A 19,796-nucleotide genomic window follows, 5' to 3' on the forward strand; every position below is an offset into this window, starting at 1 on the left:
CGCTCGGGCACGGCTCTAGGTGGAGTGGTTCCTAGAGCATTCTCGCGATCCAAGGATCATGGAAAATGCTCCAGCGGGCGCAGCGAACAGCCGTGAACGTCCCCGGAATATCCGGCAGGGCCGAATCGGTGCGCCGGCCCCCCCGCGAGGCCGTAGCGTCTCGATCGGCCCGGCCCCAAGCCAGCCGGTCGGCTCACTGCCGCACACGCCATCGATCTGATCAAAACCGCATCACGTCGCCACGGCAAAACGTCGGAAATTTCAGCAGGCAAGGTGCTTGTCGCAGCGCCGTTTCATATGCATCATTTGGACATCGTATCCATATAGCGGATAGAAAGTCAGGGGCATGGGCCTGCAGATCGCCATCGACACCGGGGGCACCTTCACCGACGTCGTCGCCATCGACGATGCCACCGGGCAGATTACCGCGGTGAAGACGCCGTCGACCCCTTCCGACCCGAGCATCGGGCTGATCGAGGGCGTGCGGAAGGTGCTCGCCGAAGCCGGCGGCACGGATGCCGACCTGCGCATGCTGCTGCACGGCTCGACCGTGGCAACGAATGCGGTGCTGGAGCACAAATTCGCCGGCCTCGGCCTGATCGTGACTCGCGGCTTCCGTCACATGATCGAGATCGCCCGGCAATCGGTGCCGGACGGCTACGGCAACTCGTTCTTCTGGGTGAAGCCGCCGCGCCTGGTGCCGCTCCACCTCGTGCGCGAGGTACCCGGCCGCCTGACCTTCGAGGGACGTGAGATCGAGCCCCTCGACGAGGCGGCGACCCTGCAGGCGGTGCGCGAACTCGTCGAGGACGGCGTGCGCTGCATCGGCGTCTGCCTGCTCCACGCCTATGCCAACGGCGCGCACGAGCAGCGCATCGGCGAGCTGATCCGCGCCGAATTCCCCGACGTCTTCGTCTCGCTCTCCTCGGTCGTGCTGCCCGAGTACCGCGAATACGAGCGGGCCATGACGACGCTGATCGACGTGCTCGTGAAGCCCTACTGCAAGACCTACCTGCAGAACGCCGCCGACGCGATCCGCGCCAAGTCCGGCGACATCCCGTTCCTGATCATGCAGTCGAACGGCGGCGTGGTGAAGCATTCGACCGCCGGCGAGAAGCCGGTGACCATGCTGCTCTCGGGCCCGGCCGCGGGCCTGCTCGGCTCGATCCACATGGCGCGGCTCGCCGGCTACAAGGACATCCTCACGGTGGATGTCGGCGGCACCTCCACGGACGTGGCGATCATCGAGGACTTCACCCCGATGTACACCTCGTCCTCGATGGTCGAGAGCTACCCGGTCAAGACGCCGATGCTCGACATCGTCACCGTGGGCTCCGGCGGCGGCTCCATCGCCTGGACCGACCCTTACGGCCAGCTCAAGGTCGGCCCCCGCAGCGCCGGCGCCGATCCGGGCCCGATCTGCTACGGCCGCGGCGGCACCAAGCCCACCGTCACCGACGCGGCGATCACCCTCGGGCGCCTGCCCGCCTCACTGATCGGCGGCGCGATCCACCTCGACGACGCGGCCGCGCGCAAGGCCTATACGGAACTCGGCGAGAGCTTCGGCATGTCCGCCGAGGAGGTGGCCGCCGGCGCCCTGGAGATCGCCGCGGTCAACCAGGTCTTCGGCATCCGCCAGGTCACCACGACCCGCGGCCGCGATCCCGGCGCCTATGCCATGGTCGCCTTCGGCGGCGCGGGCGGCCTGTTCGCCACCGAGGTCGCCGACTTCCTCGACATCCGCACGGTGATCTCGCCGCCCAATCCCGGCAATCTCTGCGCCTTCGGCCTGCACGTCTCCGACGTGCGCCGGGATTACATCCGCACCCTGGTGCGCCAGCAATCGACCGTCGACGGCGCCGAGATCCTGACCGCCTGGAACGAGCTCGCCGCGAACGGCCTCGCCGATATCGAGGCGGAGGGCATCCCGGCCGAGCGCATCGAGATCCGCCGCATCGCCGATGTCCGCTATTTCGGCGAGGGGCACGAGGTGCAGGTGACGATCCCCGCCGGCCTCTCCGACGAGGCGATCCTCGACCACCTCTGGTCGGACTTCCACCGCGTCCACGACCAGACCTTCGGCTTCCACTACGAGGGCAAGCAGGACGTCGAGCTCGTCAACCTGCGCATCCAGGCCGTGGGCGAGCAGAACCGGCCGAGCATCGCCGCCGACACCGTCGAGCGGGCGCCGGCCGCGCCCTTCGCCACGCGCCGCGCCTATTGGCGCCAGACCGGCTGGATCGACTGCCCGCTCTACCGCCGCACCGAACTCGCCGTCGCGCAGACGGTTCCCGGCCCGGCCATCGTCGAGGAATACGGCTCGACGGTGGTGGTGCCAACGCGCTGGAGCGTCCGCGCGGATGCCTACGGCAACCTGATCCTCGAGAAGAGCCTGTGAGGGAGGCGACCATGACGCAAGAGACCCGCACCACCCTCGGCCCGATCGAGCTCGAGGTCATCCACGGCACCATCCGCGCGGCCGAGCTCGAGATCGAGGCGGCGGTGGAGCGCACCGCCCGCTCGCCGATGATCCGCGACCAGCACGACTACCGGGTCGCGCTGTTCGATGCCAAGGGCCGCAAGCTCACCGGCCGCTCCTACTCGGCCATCGTCGAGCCGGTCTTCGAGTATTTCGGCGCCGACGACATCCATCCCGGGGACGTGTTCTTCTGGAACGACCCCTACAATTCCTGCGGCGGCATCGGCCACGTACCGGATCTCTGCACCACCGTGCCGATCTTCCTGGGCGAGCGGCTGATCGGCTTCAGCCAGGTCTTCGGCCACCACGACGACATCGGCGGCGCCGTGCCCGGCAGCCTGCCCGTCCACGCCACGGATTCGTGGATGGAGGGCGTGATGATCCCGCCGATCAAGCTCTACGAGCGGGGCAAGCGCAACGAGGCGGCCTTCCGCATCATCGTGCGCAATTCCCGCCTGTCCGAGCATCTCGCCGGCGATCTCGACGCGGAGATCGGCGCGGCCAAGCTCGGCTCCCGCCGGGTCGTGGCCCTGGCCGAGCGCTACGGCGCCGACACGCTGGAGGCCGCCTTCGACCAGATCCTGAAGAACACCGCCGAGGTCTTCCGCCGGGAGATCCTGCCGCAGATCGCCGACGGCGAGTACACCTTCGAGGACTTCATCGAGAACGACGGCGTCGAGAAGGACAAGCTCCACGCCCTGCGCGTGAAGATGATCAAGACTCCGGAGAAGATCGTCCTCGACTTCACCGGCACCGATCCGGAGGCGAAGGGCCCGATCAACTGGGCGCTCGACGAAGCGGAGGGCCGCTACTTCCGCAAGTGGCTCGCCCCGACGCTCCGCTCGCTCGCGAGCTCCCCCGAGCGGGCCGCCGAGATCGACTCGAACGAGGGCGTGCTCGACGTCATCGACGTGGTCTTCCCGCAGAAGGGCACGCTGATCACCCCGACCTTCGGCAAGCCCACCGGCATGCGCTTCTTCCTGATGCTGCGCACGCTGGGCTCGTTTGCCGCCTGCCTGTCCAAGGCGACGGGGGGCAAGATGCCCGCCGACCACGAAACCATCCGCATCTGGGGCGTCACCGGCGGCAAGACGCAGGAGGATTTCTACCTGTTCCGCGAGGTGCTGGGCGGCGGCAGCCCCGGACGCCCCTGGGCCGACGGCTCGGACGTCGTGCACATCGTGCCGAACTCCAAGAACCTGCCGGCGGAGTTCTCCGAGACCCGCTACCCGATCCTGGTGGAGGAGCTCGGCCTGAAGCAGGGCTCCGGCGGGCCGGGCTACCATCGCGGCGGATTCGGCTACGACAAGCGCATCCGCGCCCTGCAGGAATGCCGCCTGATCTCCAACGCCGACCGCTCCCTGCTCGGCTGCTACGGCGTCAACGGCGGCAAGGCCGGCGAGAACTACCAAGTCTCGGTGATCGACGGCGAGAACCGCGAGACGGTGCATCCCGGCATGAGCGACACGGTCACGGTCGCGCCGGGCTCGGTGATCCGCATCGTCACGACCGGCGGCGGCGGCTGGGGCGATCCCCTGGCGCGCCCGGTGGAACGGGTGGTGGCCGACGTGCAATGCGGCCTCGTCTCGGAGGCCTCGGCGCGGGACGATTACGGCGTGGTGCTGACGCGCGCCGGCCGTAGATGGGCCGCCGACCTCGCCGGCACGGAAGCCCTGCGGGCCCGCCTCGCCAAGGAGCGCGGCACGCCGCCGATGTTCGACCGCGGCCCCTATTTCGCCGCCCTCAAGGCGGCCGGCCGGATCACCCGGCCGGAGGGCGTGGCCGACCCGGACGAGGGCTGGCACGCCCGGCCGGTACTGTAAGAATCCGGGTGCCGCGCCCGGCCGGATCGGGCGCGGCACGCATTGTCTCTCTGGGGGCCGAGACCATGAAGATCACCCAATCCTTCGAGGTGCCGAGACCGCTGCCGGCCGTCTGGGACCTGTTCCAGGACATTCCCACCGTCGCCCGCTGCATGCCCGGCGCCGAGCTGACCGAGGACAGGGGCAACGGGGTCTATGCCGGCAAGGTCGGCATCAAGCTCGGGCCGTTCGGGGCCTCCTTCGACGGGGAGGCGACGGTGACGGCCGACCCTATCAGCAGGAGCGGGCATGCCGAGGGCCGGGGCACCGACAAGCGCGGCGGCAGCCGCTCCAAACTCTCCCTCGATTACCGCCTGACCGATCTTTCCGGCCGCGCCACCCGCGTCGACATCGACGCGGACGTGCAGCTCGCCGGCCCCATCGCCCAGTTCGGCCGCACCGGCCTCGTCAACGAGACCGCCTCGGTGCTGATCGGGCAATTCGTGAAGAACGTCGAAGCCCAGCTCGCGGCCATCCCGGCTGTGAGTGACGCAGCCGGCGCGTCATCCCCCCAGCCCGCTGCGGCGGCCGCGCCGACGCAGACCACGCAGATCAGCGTGCTCGGCCTGCTCGTCCGGCTGATCGCCTCCCTGTTCAGGAAACGGCAGAAGGAATCGACCCATGGCTGATCCCGACTCCGCCGCCCCCGCCGCCGGCGGGGAACGGCGCATGTCCTTCATGACGCAGATGGAGATCGCGGAGGCGATCGCGCAGAAGCGTGCCGTGATCCTGCCGACGGGGGCCACGGAGGCGCACGGCCCCCACATGCCGACCGACACGGACACGCACCAAGTCGAACACATCGCCTGGCTCCTGGCCCAGCGGATCGACGCCCTGGTGGCCCCCCCCGTCGCCTACGGCATCTCCAAGACCTTCGAGTTCTTCCCCGGCACGATCTCGCTCTCGATCCCGACCTACCAGGCGATGCTGTTCGAGATCGGCGCGGCCCTGGTCCGGCAGGGCTTCGAGCACCTGATCATCCTCAACGGCAACCGGCCGAACGGCACCGCCAACGACGCCGTCGCCCGCCACCTCGTCGACGAGCTCGACGCGGCTCACACCTTCAAGGTCTCCGCCGTGAGCTACTGGGAGCCGGCGGCGGAGAAGATCCACGCCCTGCGCCGGTCGGTGCCGGGGGGCATGGGCCATGGCTGCGAGTTCGAGACCGGCTTCCAGCTCGCCACCCGGCCCGAACTCGTGAAGATGGAGCGCCTCGCGGGCGCCCATTACGGCCCGGTCGGCTGGGATCTCGTGGCGCCGACGGAGCCGGTGCGCACCTATATGCGCCGCCCGCGCCCCGCCGCCGGCCATGCCGCGATCTTCGGCGATCCCTCCAGCGCCACGGCGGAGGCCGGACAGGTCTTCATCGACACCGTGGTCGAGGTGCTCGAACAAACCTTCCGCACCCTGCGCGGCTCCTACGAGGAGCGGCGCTGATCGCGCCACCGCATGCGCAGCTGACCGAAGCCCGGCCCGGGACGTCCCCACGTCCCGGGCCGGCTGCGTTTCGGGTCGAACGGGTCGGGTTGGGGTAGCCCTCGCCCCGCTTGCGGGGAGAGGGCACCAGGGGCGGAACGCCCCTCCACCCCCCGCCTCAGCGGCCGTGGCGCCAGCCGAGATCGAGGGAGATCGAGTGGGCGGCGTGGCCGATCTGCTCCCGCAGGGTCTCCCGGCGGGCGTCGCTCTTGAGGAGGTTCTTGCGGAAGACGAAGCAGAGCGTCGCCACGGTGTGCCCGGTGGCGTCCCGGATCGGCGCGGCCATCGAAGCGGCGAAGAGCTGGACGTCGCCGACGGTGAGGGCGAAATCCGAGGCCCGCACCTCGTTCAGGATCTCCCGCAGGCGGACCGGATCCGTCACCGTCTCCGGGGTCATCCGCTCCAGGGGCCGGGCGAGATAGGCATCGATGAAGGCGGGCGGCTCGTTGGCCAGCAGCACATGCCCCTTCGAGGCGCAGTGCAGCGGGAAGTGATAGCCGTAATGCGCCTTGGTGATGTCCTCATCGACATGCTGATGCGAGTAGATCACCACCGATTGCCAACCGATCCGCTCGACCACCTGCAGGGCGATCCCGTCCAGTTCGGAGAGCTTGGCGAGATAGGGCATCGCCGCGGTCAGCACGCGGTGGTTCGACAGGTAGGCCGAGCCGATATGCCAGAGCCGCGGCCCGATCTGGTAGCGGCTGGTCTCGGGATCGCGGCGCAGGAACTGCGCCTTCTCGAGCTGCACGATCGTGCGGTGAACGGTGGCCCAGGGCAGGTCGAGGGCCCGGGTGACGTCGACGACGCGGGCCGGCGCCTGGGCGAGCAGTTCCAGCACGGCGAAGGACCGGTCCATGCCGCGCAGGGAACCGGGATCGATGGCCGAGGGGAGGTTGCCCCGGTGCGCGGCCGCCTCCGAGGCAGCCTCGTCCATGGCGGCCTTGCGCCCCCGCTGCTTGCTCTGTGCCGTCATGGAATCCTTCGAGCCGCGCCCTCAGGCGCTCATGGCATACTGCGCCGTCAGGCACGCGTGGAATGAATATCCGACAAATGGACACGGCCGTGAAGCCGCGCTCCGGGGATCCGCCACGCTCTCAGCGATCCTCCCTGAGATGGGCGACACCGAGGGCGCGGGGCTCGAGGGATCCTCCGTTGCCGCGCAGGCAGGTCCAGATCATCACGCCGAGGGTGGCGAGGTAGGGGATCATGGCGATGAAATATTGCGGCACCTGGACGCCGACGGCGGCGATGCGCGGGATCAGGGCCTCGATCGCCCCGAACAGGAGCGCGCCGGCCAGGGCCCGCCAGGGCTGCCAGCGGGCGAAGATGACCAGCGCGATGGCGATCCAGCCGCGGCCGCCCGTCATGCCCTCGACCCAGATCCGGGCGGTGCCGACGGACAGATAGCCGCCGGCGATCCCGACCAGCGCCGCGCCCGCCGCCACGGCGCCGTAGCGCATGCGCGCGACCCCAATGCCGGCCGCATCCGCCGCATCCGGCCCGTCGCCGACGGCGCGCAGCCGCAGCCCCGTGAGGGTGCGGGTCAGGAACCAGGCCACCACCGCGAAGGCGGGGACGGTCAGGAACACGACCACGTCCTGCCGGAACAGCACCGGACCGATCACGGGGATATCGACCAGGGGGATCAGCGACAGGCTGCGCAGCCCCTCGACCGGCCGGTTGACCCAGCCCTCGGTGGTGCCGATGAGCCCGGTCAGGCCCTGGGCCAGAAACACGAAGCTCAGGCCCGCGATGACTTGGTTCACCCGGAGGCTGACCACGAGGAAGGAGAACAGCACCGACAGGAGCGCGGCGGCGGCGGCCGAGACCGCCAGGGCCGGAAGCGGCTGGCTCCCCAGGCCGAGGATCGCCCCGATGCCGGAGAGGGCCCCCACCAGCATGAAGCCCTCGGCCCCGAGCGAGAGCACGCCGGCCTTCTCGATGACGAGCAGGCCGAGGGCGGCCAGCGCGAAGGGGACGGCGAAACCTGGCACCGCGGAGAGCCAGTCGAGCAGGAAATCGGCAAACATCGCGTCGGCTCCAATCGGAAAGGGGTCATACCAAATCCGGTCGATCCCTTCGGGATGGCGGATTGGCTTCGCTCAAACGCCGCGCGGGCTCGCTGATACGGGACCGCTTTGTTCAGCGGAGCCCGTATCAGTCGATCCAGCGGAGCCGGTGGCGAATGAAGAAGTCCGAGGCCGCCACGCACAGGACGATCAGTGCCTGGACGAGCTGCACCGCGGAGCTGGGGATCTGATAGAAGACCTGCAGGCTCTGCCCGGCCACGAACAGCATGCCGACGGCGAAGGCCACCACCAGCACCGCGAGCGGATTGTTGCGGGCTAGGAACGCGATCAGGATGCCGGAGAAGCCGTAGCCGGCGGCGAAGGACTGGGTGAGCCGGTGCTCGACGCCGGCGCAGATCGCGAACCCCGCCACTCCGGCGAGCGCCCCCGAGAGCAGGGTCGCGGCCAGGACCACGCCGGTCATCGGCAGGCCCTGGGCCCGGCCGAGCCGTGGATTGGCCTCGGCGACGCGCATCAGGAAGCCGAAGCGGCTCAGGTTGATCAGCCACCAGCCGGCGAGCATCAGCACGACGGCGAGGGGCAGGGCGTAGGTGAGGTTCTGCCAGCCGAGATCGGCGAGGCGCTCCGGGGACGAGAACAGGGCCGAGTTCGGGAAGTTGCTCTCGGGGTCGCGCCAGGGCCCGTAGAGGAGGTGCAGGAGGCCGTTGAACGCGACGTAGTTCAGAAGCAGCGTCGAGATGATCTCGTTGAGCCCGAGCCGGAGCCGCAGCAGGGTCGGCCCGAGCATCCACAGGGCGCCTCCGAGGGCAGCGGCGAGCCCCATCAGGACGAGGCGGAGCGGCTCCGGCCCGAGATCGGCCAGCGCCACCGCGGTCGCGGCGATGGCGCCGCCGATCATCTGTCCCTCGATGCCGACGTTCCAGAAGCGCACCCGGAAGGCGATCGCGGCGGCGAGTCCGATGATGGACAGCGGCGCGGCCTGGGTGAGCACGGCCGCGAGGCTCTCGGGGCTGGTGAGGATCGAAACCACGAATTCCTGGGCGAGATCGGACAGGCTGACCCCGGCCGCCACCAGGAGCGCGGCGGCGCAGATCAGGCCGACGACGAGACCACCGGCAAGCGCCGCAGCCTGGAGCCAGCCGGGGGCGTGCTGCCGAATCTCGACCGAGAGACGGCGTGTCCGGCGTCCCGGAGCCGCGGGATCCGGCTTCGGCGCCGGCTTCGTATCCGTGCGGGATGTGAGGATCATGGCGGCGGGCGCAGTCTCAGGCATGGTGCACCATGGCGGCTCCCACCGCGTTGCGGTCGGCGGGCGCGTCGAATTCGGCGACGATCTTCCCGCGCGACATCACGCCGACGCGGTCGGACAGGAGCAGGACCTCGTCGAGATCCTCGCTGATCAGGAGGATGGCCGCGCCCGCATCGCGGGCGGCCCGCAGGCGCTGATGCACGGCGCCGGCCGCGCGCACGTCGAGGCCGCGGGACGGGCTGTGGGCCAGCACGGCGCGGGGAGGCCGTGCGAATTCCCGGGCGACCACCAGTTTCTGCGCATTCCCGCCCGAGAGCAGGCTGACCTTCTGCCGCGGCGACCGGACGCCATGGATGTCGAAGGCGGACACCGCCGCCTCGGTCGCCCTGTTCATGGCCTTGCGGTCGAGGCGGAACCAACTCCCGAACCGGCCGGCGAGCACGCCGCCGACCGCGTAGTTTTCGGCGACGGACAGGCCGCCGGCGAGCCCGTAGGCGGAGCGGTCGGCGGGAATGGCGGCGAGCCCGAGTTCGCGACGCAGGCCGGCATCCCCCGCGCAGAGATCGCCCACGCCCTCGAGCTCGATGCTGCCCGAGAGCGGCGCGCGCACGCCCATCAGGATCTCGGCGAGCTCGGTCTGGCCGTTCCCGCCCACGCCGGCGATGCCGTAGATCTCGCCCGCGCGCACGATCAGGGTCGCGTCGGAGAGCACGGTGAGGCCGTCGGCCCGGGCGCCGGAAAGCCCGGCAATGCGCAGCATCGTCTTGCCGATGGCGGGGGAGGGGGCCCGCTCCCGCTCCACCGGAGCGCCGACGACCAGAGTGGTCAATTCGGAGAGGGACAGGCTGTCGGGATCCGCGCTCGCCACCGTGCGGCCGCCGCGCATCACGGTGACGCGGTCGGCGTAGCGCTTCACCTCGCCGAGCTTGTGCGTGACGAGGATCACCGTGCGGCCCTCGTCGGCGAGCCGCCGCATGGTCAGGAGCATCTGCTCCGCCTCGCGATCGGTGAGCACGGCGGTCGGCTCGTCGAGGATCAGGATGCGCGCACCCTCGACGAGCACCTTCAGGATCTCGACGCGCTGCTGCTCGGCCACCGACAGCATCCCGACCGGCCGGTCGAGCGGCACGGTGAAGCCCAGCGCCGCGCAATGCCGGCGCACCGCCGCCTCGACCTCCCTGAGGCCACGTCCATAGGAGGGGCCGCCGCAGGCGAGAAGGATGTTCTCGAGTGCCGTGAAGGCTTTGACCAGCTTGTAATGCTGGTGGACCATGCCGATGTCGAGCCGCTTGGCGGCGAGGGGGCCGTCGATCACGACCGCCTCGCCCCGAACGCGGACCACCCCGGAATCCGGCCGGTAGAGCCCGATGGCGACGTTCATCAGGGTCGATTTGCCGGCGCCGTTCTCACCGAGAAGGGCGTGCACCTCGCCCGCATGGGCGGCGAAGCTCGCCTCGGAGAGCGCGCGAAATCCGTCGAAGGATTTCGACACCATCGTCATCTCGAGGGCGGGCGGCAGGGCTGAGGCCTGAGACATCAGGCGTCCTTTCGGAGTCTCGAAGAACGTGCCGGGAGCCGCCGCCGGAGGCCGGCGGCGGCGGTGAGGGCTATTTCTGGGTGACGACCCCGGGCACGAACCAGTCCATCTTCCAGAGATCGCCATCGGAGAGCACGCCGCCGGCGGGCACGCGCTCCTTGCCCTCCCGGTCGGTGAGCGGGCCGGCATAGATCTTCTTGCCGTCGATGATGGCCTGGCGCTCGGACATGATCTTGGCGACCGCCTCCTTGGGCACGGCCGGGCCGCAGCAGGCGATGTCCGGTCCGCCATCCTTGATCGAGACGAAGGCGCCGTAGGGCCCGGGCTCCCAGGTGCCGGCCTGGATCTTCCGGATGGTCGGGATGAGGTAGCGGTCCCAGAACCAGACCAGCGAGCAGACCGTGGCCTTGGGCGCGAATTCCTTCATGTCGCGGTGGTGGCCGGTGCCGAAGATGCCCTTCTCCTGGGCGACGATCTGCGCGGTCGGCGTGTCGACATGCTGGCCGATCACGTCGATGCCCTGGCCGGCGAGCGCCTCGGCCGCCGCGCGCTCCTTGACCGGGTCGTTCCAGGCGCCGGTATAGATCGCGGTGGTCGTCGCCTTCGGGTTGATCTGCCGGGCGCCGAGTTCGTAGGCGTTGACCGTCCAGTTGACGACGCCGAACGGGTTGGCGGCGACGAAGCCGAGTTTGCCCTCCTTCGAGACGGCGGCCGCGGCCATGCCGCAGAGGTAATGCGGCTCGTAGGAGCGGCCGTAGAAGGATTCGAGGTTCGGGCCGTTGGTCGTGCCCGAGCCGTTCACGAAGGCGACCTTCGGATATTTCTCGGCGAGCTCCTTGAAGGTGTCCGAATAGCCGAAGGCGGTGCCGATGATGATGTTGTAGCCGCGCTTGATGAACAGTTCGACCGCCGGCCGGATCGCGGTCGCCGATTCCTTGATGTTCTCGACGACGGGGATCTTGATGCCGAGCGCCTGCTCGGTTCGCACCCGGCTCTCCTCGAAGGCCTGGGACCAGCCGCCGTCGTTCTTCGGGCCGAACAGGACCATGGCGGCCTTCGGCTCGCCTTCGAGCTTGAACGGGGCCGCCGCCGCCGGGCTCGTCACGGCCGGCCCCCATCCCGCCGCGCAGGACAGCGCGAGCGCGGCGACAGCCGCTTTCCTGGTGACAAATCTTTCGATCATCGTCCTCGCTCAGCCCCTGTTGTCGCGTGCCGCGCCGCGGCCGCTCCTGGTGGATCCCGCGTTGCCCGCGGGCTTCCCGACGCGCCGGGCCGACGGCCGACCTCGATGCCCCGGATTCTCGTTCCGCATCGCCTGCTTTCGGGAAGCGGAACCCGCCTTGCCTCGGGCCGGTCCGCCTGCCCGGAAAACCGCGGCATCGACCGGCCCCCGGCGGCGCCGGCGCAGGCCGTCAGCGCTGCGTGACGACGCCTTGCACGAACCAGTCCATCTTCCAGAGTTCGGCATCGCCGAAGATCGCCCCGTCGACGACCCGCTCGATCCCGTCCCGATCCTTGAGCGGGCCGGCGAAGATCTGCTTGCCGTCGATGAGCGCCTGGCGCTCGGACATGATCCGGTCGGCGGCCTCCTTGGGCACGGCCGGGCCGCAGCAGACGATGTCCGGCCCGCCCTCCTTGATCGAGAGGAAGGCGCCGTAGGGCCTGGGCTCCCAGGTGCCGGCCTGGATCTTCCGGATGGTCGGCACGAAGTAGCGGTCCCAGTACCAGACCGAGGAACATTGCGTCGCCGCTGGCGCGAATTCGCGCATGTCACGGTGATGTCCGGTGGCGAGGATGCCTTTTTCCTGGGCGACGATCTGGGGGGTCGGGGTGTCGACGTGCTGGCCGATCACGTCCATGCCCTGGCCGATCAGGGCGGCGGCGGCGGCCCGCTCCTTCACGGGATCCTTCCAGGCGCCGGTATAGACGGCGGTGGTCACCGCGGCGGGGTTCATCTGCCGCGCACCGAGCTCGTAGGCATTGATCGTCCAGTTGACGATGCCGAACGGATTGGCGGCCACGAAGCCGATCCGGCCGCTCTTCGAGGCCGCGCCGGCGGCCATGCCGCAGAGATAATGGGTCTCGTAGGTGCGGCCGTAGAAGGATTCGAGGTTCGGGCCGGTGGTCGTGCCCGAGCCGTTCACGAAGGCGACCTTCGGATATTTCTCCGACAATTCCTTGAAGGTATCGGAGAAGGCGTAGGCGGTGCCGATGATGATGTTGTAGCCGCGCTTGATGAACAGCTCGGCGGCCGGACGGATCGAGGTGGCGGTCTCTTGGATGTTCTCCGCCACCGGAATCGAGATGCCGAGCGCCTTTTCCGTGCGCTGGCGGGCCTCGTCCATGGCCTGGGACCAGCCGCCGTCGTTCTTCGGGCCGAACAGGATCATGGCGACCTTGGGCTCGCCCTCCAGCTTGAACGGGGCAGCGAAGGCGGCCGGAGCCTGCCCGGCAACGGCCAGGCCGAGGGCGGCGCAGGTGGCAATGGATCGGATCATGCGGACATCTCTTGTCTTCGCCGGCGGGGGACGGCCTCGATCTTCAAGGAATGGGAGCGCTGCCACGGCGTGCGGCCGCTCTCTCGACAATGGACCGGGACCGCAGACATTCTACCGGCTGCCCTCCAGGGCCGCCCAATACCGTCGGAGCCACGGGCAATGCTTGGCCGGCATCGTCTTGGGGCGCCGGCCACGGCAACGGAACGCGGGCGAGACACGGCTCAAGCCCCCGCGAGGGCGGCGTGGATCATGCTCGGCGTGATCGGCACGTGGCGGAACGGCCCGGCCCCGAGGGGCCGCAGCGCGTCCTCGATGGCGGAGGCGACCACCGAACCGACCGGGATGCAGCCCGCCTCGCCCACGCCCTTCACGCCCAGGGGGTTGAGGGGAGAGGGGGTCTCGAGATGCAGGATCTCCACCGGCGGCACCTCGGTGGCGTAGGGCACCAGGAAGTCGACGAAGTTGGCGTTGACCGGATTGCCCTCCGCATCGAACTCGATGCGCTCGTAGAGGGCGCCGCCGAAACCCTGGGCGATCCCGCCCATGACCTGGCCCTCGACGATGGTCGGGTTGATCATGGTGCCGCAATCGTGGACGCAGACGTAGCGCAGCACCTTCACCGCGCAGGTCTCGGGATCGACCTCGAAGAGGCCGCCATGGACGCCGTAGGCCCAGGTGGCGCAGGGCGGGCTGTAATAATCCGTCGCCTCCAGGCCCGGATGCTCGCCCGGGCGGAGCGCCGGGCCGTCGTGCCGGCTCGCCGGGGCGAACTGGGTCGCCGCCTTGGCCGCCTCGTTGAAGGCGTAGCGCAGGGGATTGGTCGCCGTGGCGATCGCCGCCAGCGACACGCTGCGGTTGGTGCCCCGCGCCCAGGCGGCGCCGTCGCGCAGGTCGATGTCCTCGCGGTCCACTTCCAGCATGTTGGCGGCGGCCTCGATGGTCTTGGCCCGCACGATCGCCGCCGATTGGTGGATGGCGTTGCCGGAGACCACCGCCGCCCGGCTCGCGAAGGTGGCCACTCCCCAGTCATAGGCCTTGGTGTCGCCCTCCACGACGATCACGTCCTCGACGGCGACGCCGAGCTGGTCGGCCACGATCTGGGCGAAGACCGTGTCGTGCCCCTGCCCCTGGGAGGTGAGTCCGGTATTGACGTAGACCTTGCCGGTGATCGGCTGGATGCGGACATGGCCGCCCTCGTAGGGGCCGAGGCCGGTGCCCTCGACATAGAAGGCGAGGCCCAGGCCGAGATAACGGCCCTGGGCCCGCGCCCGCTCCTGCTCCGCCCGGAAGGCGGCGACGCCGAGCCTGTCCTCCAGCATGGCGAGCGCCCGGTGGTACTGGCCGCTGTCGAGGCTGACCGGGAGGCCGTCGGCGAAGAGCAGGCCCTCGCGCAGGACCGGGAATTCGTGGTCGGCGACGAGGTTGCGGCGGCGCACCTCGAAACGGTCGAGGCCGAGTTCGTCGGCGAGCTGGTCGATCGCCCGCTCGATGGCGAAGTTCGCCTGGGGCCGGCCGCAGCCGCGATAGGGCGTGACCGGGACCGTCGGCGTGTAGACGCAGCGGAAGGCCACGTCGATGTTCGGGATCCGGTAGGGGCCGGCGATCGAGGTCGAGGCGACCTGGGGGATCGCGATGCCGTAGGGGATGAAGGCGCCGGTATCGTGCAGGAAGACGTCGCGCAGGCCGAGGATCGTGCCGTCCTTGCGGGCGAACAGCTCGATCTCGTGGATCTGCGTGCGCTCCTGCGAGGAGCCGATGAAGTTCTCGCGCCGGTCCTCGATGTACTTGACCGGGCGGCCGAGCTGGCGCGCGGCCATCGGCACCAGCAGCTCGTCGGGATAGAACTGGTAGACCTTCTGGCCGAAGCCGCCGCCGACATCGGGGGCGATGACCCGGACCTTGTCCTCGTCGATCCCGAGGATCGAGGCCAGCGCCCCGCGCACGGAGATCGGCGCCTGGGTGCCGTCCCAGACCGTCAGCTCGCCGGTGACCGGGTCGTGGACCGCCGCGACGGCGCGGCATTCCATCGGCGCGGCGGTGGAGCGGTCGACCTGCACGCGGATGCGGGTGACGTGCTCCGCCTGCACGAAAGCCGTGGCCGGATCCCCGCAGATCTGGCGGAAATCGGCGGCGACGTTGTTGGGGTGCCCGGCATGGACCAGCGGCGCCCCGTCCGCCACCGCCCGCTCCAGATCGAGCTCGACGGGCAGCGGGTCGTACTCGACCCAGACCAGGGTGGCGGCATCCTCCGCCGTGTAGCGGTCGACGGCCACCACCATCGCCACCGGCTGGCCGACATGGAACACGTCCTCCCGGGCGAGCGGCCGCTGCGTACGCGGATCCGTCATCGAGGGATGCGGGATGAGCTGCGGCAGCTCCAGATCGAGGGCGCCGATGTCGTCGCAGGTATAGACCGCGCAGACGCCCGGCATGGCCTTCGCCTCCGCCGTGTCGACCGACAGGATCTTCGCCCGGGCGAAGGGGCTGCGCACGAAGGCGACGTGCAGCGGATGGGCGAGCGGGATGTCGTCGACGAAGGAGCCTTCGCCGCGCAGGAGCTTGGGATCGATGTTGCGCTTGATCCGGGAGCCGAAGGTGCGGGTCGACATGATCGGGCCTCCCCTCAGCGGATCGCGAGGCGTTCGGCCGCCTGGCGATAGGCGGCGACGATGTTCTGGTAGCCGGTGCAGCGGCAGAGATTGCCGGAGAGCACGTCCCGGATGCCCTCCTCGGAGAGGTCGACGGGCTGCCCGGATTCGAAGTGGCTCAGGATGTTCATGATGAAGCCCGGCGTGCAGTAGCCGCATTGCAGGGCATGGCAGTCGCGGAAGGCCTCCTGCAGCGGGTGCAGGGTACCGTCCTCGGCGGCGACCGACTCGATGGTGCGCAGCTCCGTTCCGTTGGCCTGCACGGCCAGGGTGAGGCAGGAGCGGGCCGACTTGCCGTCGATCATCACGGTGCAGGCGCCGCAGACACCGTGCTCGCAGCCGACATGGGTGCCGGTGAGCCCGAGCTCGTGCCGCAGGAAATCCGAGAGCAGCAGGCGCAGGCTGACCTCGCGCTCGACCGCCTCGCCGTTGACGGTGAGGGCGACGCGGACCTTGGGATCGTCCGAGGTGACGGGAAGCGGGCGCCGGGCTTTTGCGCGGGAGATGGGGCGGGGCATGGGAATCGTGCCTCAGGAAGCGCGGGCGAGGGCGCTCGCCACGGCCCGCCGGACGAGGCCGGCGAGGAGGTGGCGGCGATACCCGGTGGTGGCGTGGAGATCGTCGGGGGCGGTGACCGCCGCCTTGGCCGCCTCGGCCGCGGCGCGGATCGCCCCCTCGGAGAGGTCGCTGCCCGACAGGAGCGCCTCCGCCGCCTCCAGCCGGACGGGGCGGGCGGCGATGCCGCAGGCGGCGAGCGAGATCGCGTGCCGGACCGTGCCGCGCCGGATCACCGCGCCGACCGCGGCGATCGCGTAATCGCCCCGGCGGCGGGCGAATTCCTCGAAGGCCCAGCCGGCGCCCTCGGGCAGGACAGGGAAGCGCGCCTCCGTGACGATCTCGTCCTGGCGGCGGGTGGTGGTCATGTGGAACGCGAAGAAGTCCCGTGCCGGGATCTCGCGCCGTCCCTCCGGCCCCTGCGCGATCACGCTGCCGTCGGTGAGCAGGAGCAGCATCGGCATCTCGGCGGCGGCATCGGCGTGGCAGAGGCTGCCCACCACGGTGCCGCGGTTGCGGATCGGGATATGGGCGACATGCGCCATCACCGCGCGGATGAGCGGGTTCGCACGATGGGCCTCGGCGCTGAGCTCCAGCTCCCGATGGCGCACCATGGCGCGGACCGCGATCCGGCCCTCGGCCACCGTGATCCCCCTCAGGCCCTCGACATGCTGGATATCGACGAGGCGCCCCGGCGCGGCGAGCCGCAGGTTCATCGCCGGAACGAGGCTCTGGCCGCCGGCGAGCACCATTGCGCTCGGATCGCCGGCCAACAGGGCGACAGCTTCGTCGAGTGTTCTCGGCGCGTCATACGCGAACAGAGACGGTTTCATGGTCTTTTCCGGTTCCCTCGCGGCATGGATCGACAGTCCTCCCAAGCTTTCGCGCGGAGGCCAGACCTGCGAAACCGCATTGCCTTCAAATGAGCAAAATGCCCAAAACCAGAGCAGTACTGCCCATCTCTATATCCATTCAGTGGATATCGTATCCTTCATTACGATACGTTGCCGCGTTTGTCTGTCAATCTCTCAATCCTTCGAGGAAGTAATTTTTCTTCGGCGGCATCGGGCGGGCGGATCGTATTCCCGAGCCAGAGTGGCGCGCGCACCGAACAGGCGCTCGGTCGACGACACGCGCCCTGGCAAGCAAGAGTGGGGCCGCTCGGGGCTCGGAGACGCATTGGCGCACCGTTCCGAAAACCGGATCCGGGCTGCCACGCCAAGCCATTGTTTTGAATTGATTTTTCCGAGAGCCGGAGGCCACCTTTCGGGGCGATGCTCCCATCCTGCGCTCACCTTGCGCTCGGAGCACGGCCACTCGGAGCACGGCGTGGATCCGCTCGATGCAAGGCCGACCCGATCCGCACTGCCGGGACCAAACACCTGATCCTGTCTCCGGTCGATCGGACCGGAGGCAGGACAGGGGCACGATGGGGCTGCCGGGCAGTCTTTTGTTGCGCGTGCCTCCGAAACGGCCCGCAAAGCTATTTTTCCAACACGCTACCGCGAAAAATCACAGATACCGGCCGTTGCTCCCCGGCAGCAGATCGATGAAAACTGGCATTGACGCAAACGCGCTCACCGCATGTCGCCGGCGATCGAAGACGACATCGAGCACTTGGTCCCGTCCGGCAAAATCACCTGGATGTTCACCGACTATAGCGGCGACCTTCCGTTCGCGGACCACAAGACGCCCGGCGAACTCGATGACGTGACAGGCCTCGGGATCGCCGTACACATCGACACGAACGGCGCCGCCCCGGGGCGATGCGCAGCCACCGTTCGGCTCTCCCTTCACATGACCTGAGGGGAGACCTCCGAGCGCGATAGGAATGGCTTCGCCAGCACGCCGGCCGCTGAGATCGTGCACTTGCGGTGCATCGCGCCACCGGACGCCGCCTGCGCAGGCTTCCGACCCGGATCGACCCAGGGCCGATCCTTCACACCCCGTCGGCGTCAATGCGCGTCGGCCGTCCTGGCCTGACGCAGGGCCGCGTCGCGGGCCTGTGCGGCGCTGCCGCGCCCGTTGAAGAACAGATTGAGCAGGACCGCCGCGATCGCGGCCAGCAGGATGCCCGATTCCAGCAACGGATGCAGCGCGGGCGGCATCTGCTTGAAGAAGGTCGGCGCGACGAGGGGGATCATGCCGAAGCCGACCGCGACGGCGACGATGAACAGGTTGTTGCGGTTGCCGGCAAAATCGACGGCGCCGAGGATGCGCACGCCCGTCGCCCCCACCATGCCGAACATCACGAGCCCGGCGCCGCCGAGCACGCAGGGCGGGACCGCCTCGACGAGGGCGGCGAGCTTCGGGATCAGGCCGAGCCCCAGCATGATGACGCCGCCGACCACGGTGACGAGGCGCGAGCGCACGCCGGTGACGCCCACGAGGCCGACATTCTGCGAGAACGAGGTGTAGGGAAAGGTGTTGAAGACGCCGCCGAGCAGCGTGCCGAGCCCGTCCGCGCGCAGGCCCCGGGTCAGGCGCTCCTCGCCGACCGGATCGCCGGTGATGGCCGAGAGCGCCAGGAACATGCCGGTCGACTCGATCATCACCACGATCATCACGATGCAGAGCGTCGCCGCCGAGACGGGATCGAAGGTCGGCCAGCCGAAGTGGAACGGCTTGACCACGTCGAGCCACGGGGCCGCGACGACCTTCGCCGGATCGACGAGCCCGGCCATCGCGGCGACGAGCATGCCGAGGACGATGCCGATCAGGACGGACGCCGAGGAGACGAAGCCGGTCGTGAAGCGGGTGAGGGCGAGGATCGTGAGCAGGACGAAGGCGCTGATGCCGAGATTGAGCGGCGCGCCGTAATGCGGGCTGCCGACGCCGCCCGCCGCCCAGTTCACGCCGACCCGCATCAGCGAGATGCCGATCACCAGGATGATGGTGCCGGTGACGACCGGCGGGAAGAGCGGGAGCAGCCGTCCGACCAGCGGCGCGGCCAGGAGGCCGAACAATCCGGCCACGATGACCGAGCCGTAGATCGTCGTCAGGCCGAGCGCGGGATTGGTGCCGATCGCGATCATCGGCGTGACCGAGGCGAAGGTCACTCCCATCATCACCGGCATGCGGATGCCGATCCCCGGCAGGCCCCAGCTCTGGATCAGGGTGGCGATGCCGCAGGCGAACAGATCGGCGCTGACCAGGATCGCGACCTCCTCCGGCGACAGCTTCAGGGCCCGTCCGACGATCAGCGGCACGGCCACCGCGCCGGCATACATCACCAGGACGTGCTGCAGGCCGAGCAGGCCCAGGGCGGACGGACGGATCTTCGTCCCGGGCACCGGTTCCTCAGACGCGGCCGGCGCCGCGCTCGCTGCACGCCCATCCATGCGCGGTATCCTCCTGGTCTTCTCCGGAACGCGACGTCCGGGCCGAGCCCCGACCGCAAGGCGTGTGCCAGCCGGTGCGCGGCGGCGACGCGCGATCGATGGACGGCCGTGGCCCGGA

At 69.6% G+C, this 19,796-nt stretch carries 15 protein-coding genes; 5 read left to right on the forward strand and 10 right to left on the reverse strand.

The genetic code is table 11. The features are described 5' to 3' along the window. Positions 1-346: 346 nt before the first annotated feature. The 4 genes from MZTS_RS14350 (at position 347) to MZTS_RS14365 (ending at position 5,778) form a co-directional block, all read left to right on the forward strand. Entirely contained in the window at positions 347-2,398 is a 2,052-nt protein-coding gene (locus tag MZTS_RS14350) for a hydantoinase/oxoprolinase family protein (RefSeq protein WP_192284356.1), read from the forward strand. Between the two features lie 11 nt (positions 2,399-2,409). After that, positions 2,410-4,302 carry a hydantoinase B/oxoprolinase family protein gene (locus MZTS_RS14355; protein ID WP_192284357.1) on the forward strand — a complete coding sequence of 631 codons (1,893 nt, stop codon included), beginning with the start codon at positions 2,410-2,412 and terminating at the stop codon, positions 4,300-4,302. 65 nt (positions 4,303-4,367) lie between these two features. After that, positions 4,368-4,970, forward strand: coding sequence for an SRPBCC family protein (locus MZTS_RS14360; RefSeq protein ID WP_192284358.1), 603 nt, complete (start codon positions 4,368-4,370; stop codon positions 4,968-4,970). After that, entirely contained in the window at positions 4,963-5,778 is an 816-nt protein-coding gene (locus tag MZTS_RS14365) for a creatininase family protein (RefSeq protein WP_192284359.1), read from the forward strand. The genes MZTS_RS14360 and MZTS_RS14365 overlap by 8 nt, the downstream gene beginning before the upstream one ends. A 157-nt stretch (positions 5,779-5,935) precedes the next feature. Here MZTS_RS14365 and MZTS_RS14370 read toward each other — a convergent pair whose 3' ends face one another. The 9 genes from MZTS_RS14370 to MZTS_RS14410 all read right to left on the reverse strand — a co-directional run bounded on the left by MZTS_RS14370 (position 5,936) and on the right by MZTS_RS14410 (position 17,170). Beyond that, a complete protein-coding gene (locus MZTS_RS14370; protein ID WP_009865516.1) occupies positions 5,936-6,793 on the reverse strand; it encodes an IclR family transcriptional regulator in 858 nt (285 codons plus the stop codon). 121 nt (positions 6,794-6,914) lie between these two features. Next, a complete protein-coding gene (locus MZTS_RS14375) occupies positions 6,915-7,850 on the reverse strand; it encodes an ABC transporter permease (protein WP_192284360.1) in 936 nt (311 codons plus the stop codon). 127 nt (positions 7,851-7,977) lie between these two features. Next, positions 7,978-9,123 carry an ABC transporter permease gene (locus MZTS_RS14380; protein ID WP_192284361.1) on the reverse strand — a complete coding sequence of 382 codons (1,146 nt, stop codon included), beginning with the start codon at positions 9,121-9,123 and terminating at the stop codon, positions 7,978-7,980. Next, the gene (locus MZTS_RS14385; RefSeq protein WP_192284362.1) at positions 9,116-10,636 is read right to left on the reverse strand and encodes an ABC transporter ATP-binding protein; all 1,521 of its coding nucleotides are present in this window, start codon (positions 10,634-10,636) and stop codon (positions 9,116-9,118) included. Before MZTS_RS14385 ends, MZTS_RS14380 begins: the two co-directional genes overlap by 8 nt. A gap of 70 nt (positions 10,637-10,706) precedes the next feature. After that, positions 10,707-11,819, reverse strand: a complete 1,113-nt coding sequence (locus MZTS_RS14390; RefSeq protein ID WP_192284363.1) for a BMP family ABC transporter substrate-binding protein — start codon at positions 11,817-11,819, stop codon at positions 10,707-10,709. A gap of 229 nt (positions 11,820-12,048) precedes the next feature. After that, positions 12,049-13,134 (reverse strand): BMP family ABC transporter substrate-binding protein, encoded by a 1,086-nt coding sequence (locus MZTS_RS14395; RefSeq protein ID WP_192284364.1) that lies wholly within the window; start codon positions 13,132-13,134, stop codon positions 12,049-12,051. Between the two features lie 221 nt (positions 13,135-13,355). Further along, on the reverse strand, positions 13,356-15,743 hold the full coding sequence (gene cutA, locus MZTS_RS14400) for an aerobic carbon-monoxide dehydrogenase large subunit (RefSeq protein ID WP_192284365.1): 2,388 nt from the start codon (positions 15,741-15,743) through the stop codon (positions 13,356-13,358). Between the two features lie 14 nt (positions 15,744-15,757). Then, positions 15,758-16,300, reverse strand: coding sequence for a (2Fe-2S)-binding protein (locus tag MZTS_RS14405; protein WP_192284366.1), 543 nt, complete (start codon positions 16,298-16,300; stop codon positions 15,758-15,760). 12 nt (positions 16,301-16,312) lie between these two features. Next, positions 16,313-17,170 (reverse strand): FAD binding domain-containing protein, encoded by an 858-nt coding sequence (locus MZTS_RS14410; protein WP_192284367.1) that lies wholly within the window; start codon positions 17,168-17,170, stop codon positions 16,313-16,315. Between the two features lie 751 nt (positions 17,171-17,921). Here MZTS_RS14410 and MZTS_RS14415 point away from each other — a divergent pair. After that, entirely contained in the window at positions 17,922-18,143 is a 222-nt protein-coding gene (locus MZTS_RS14415) for a hypothetical protein (protein WP_192284368.1), read from the forward strand. Positions 18,144-18,292: 149 nt separating this feature from the next. Here MZTS_RS14415 and MZTS_RS14420 read toward each other — a convergent pair whose 3' ends face one another. Next, the gene (locus MZTS_RS14420) at positions 18,293-19,678 is read right to left on the reverse strand and encodes a nucleobase:cation symporter-2 family protein (RefSeq protein ID WP_192284369.1); all 1,386 of its coding nucleotides are present in this window, start codon (positions 19,676-19,678) and stop codon (positions 18,293-18,295) included. Positions 19,679-19,796: the final 118 nt, after the last annotated feature.

Origin of the sequence: Methylorubrum zatmanii (assembly GCF_014845115.1) — a bacterium.
GTDB lineage: Bacteria > Pseudomonadota > Alphaproteobacteria > Rhizobiales > Beijerinckiaceae > Methylobacterium > Methylobacterium zatmanii.

Coding starts and splice junctions, on each gene's coding strand:
- MZTS_RS14410 (WP_192284367.1), bottom strand. CDS start 17,170: ATGAAACCGTCTCTGTTCGCGTATGACGCGCCGAGAACACTCGACGAA.
- MZTS_RS14390 (WP_192284363.1), bottom strand. CDS start 11,819: ATGATCGAAAGATTTGTCACCAGGAAAGCGGCTGTCGCCGCGCTCGCG.
- MZTS_RS14365 (WP_192284359.1), top strand. CDS start 4,963: ATGGCTGATCCCGACTCCGCCGCCCCCGCCGCCGGCGGGGAACGGCGC.
- MZTS_RS14380 (WP_192284361.1), bottom strand. CDS start 9,123: ATGCCTGAGACTGCGCCCGCCGCCATGATCCTCACATCCCGCACGGAT.
- MZTS_RS14385 (WP_192284362.1), bottom strand. CDS start 10,636: ATGTCTCAGGCCTCAGCCCTGCCGCCCGCCCTCGAGATGACGATGGTG.
- MZTS_RS14350 (WP_192284356.1), top strand. CDS start 347: ATGGGCCTGCAGATCGCCATCGACACCGGGGGCACCTTCACCGACGTC.
- MZTS_RS14405 (WP_192284366.1), bottom strand. CDS start 16,300: ATGCCCCGCCCCATCTCCCGCGCAAAAGCCCGGCGCCCGCTTCCCGTC.
- cutA (WP_192284365.1), bottom strand. CDS start 15,743: ATGTCGACCCGCACCTTCGGCTCCCGGATCAAGCGCAACATCGATCCC.
- MZTS_RS14415 (WP_192284368.1), top strand. CDS start 17,922: ATGTCGCCGGCGATCGAAGACGACATCGAGCACTTGGTCCCGTCCGGC.
- MZTS_RS14355 (WP_192284357.1), top strand. CDS start 2,410: ATGACGCAAGAGACCCGCACCACCCTCGGCCCGATCGAGCTCGAGGTC.
- MZTS_RS14360 (WP_192284358.1), top strand. CDS start 4,368: ATGAAGATCACCCAATCCTTCGAGGTGCCGAGACCGCTGCCGGCCGTC.
- MZTS_RS14395 (WP_192284364.1), bottom strand. CDS start 13,134: ATGATCCGATCCATTGCCACCTGCGCCGCCCTCGGCCTGGCCGTTGCC.
- MZTS_RS14370 (WP_009865516.1), bottom strand. CDS start 6,793: ATGACGGCACAGAGCAAGCAGCGGGGGCGCAAGGCCGCCATGGACGAG.
- MZTS_RS14420 (WP_192284369.1), bottom strand. CDS start 19,678: ATGGATGGGCGTGCAGCGAGCGCGGCGCCGGCCGCGTCTGAGGAACCG.
- MZTS_RS14375 (WP_192284360.1), bottom strand. CDS start 7,850: ATGTTTGCCGATTTCCTGCTCGACTGGCTCTCCGCGGTGCCAGGTTTC.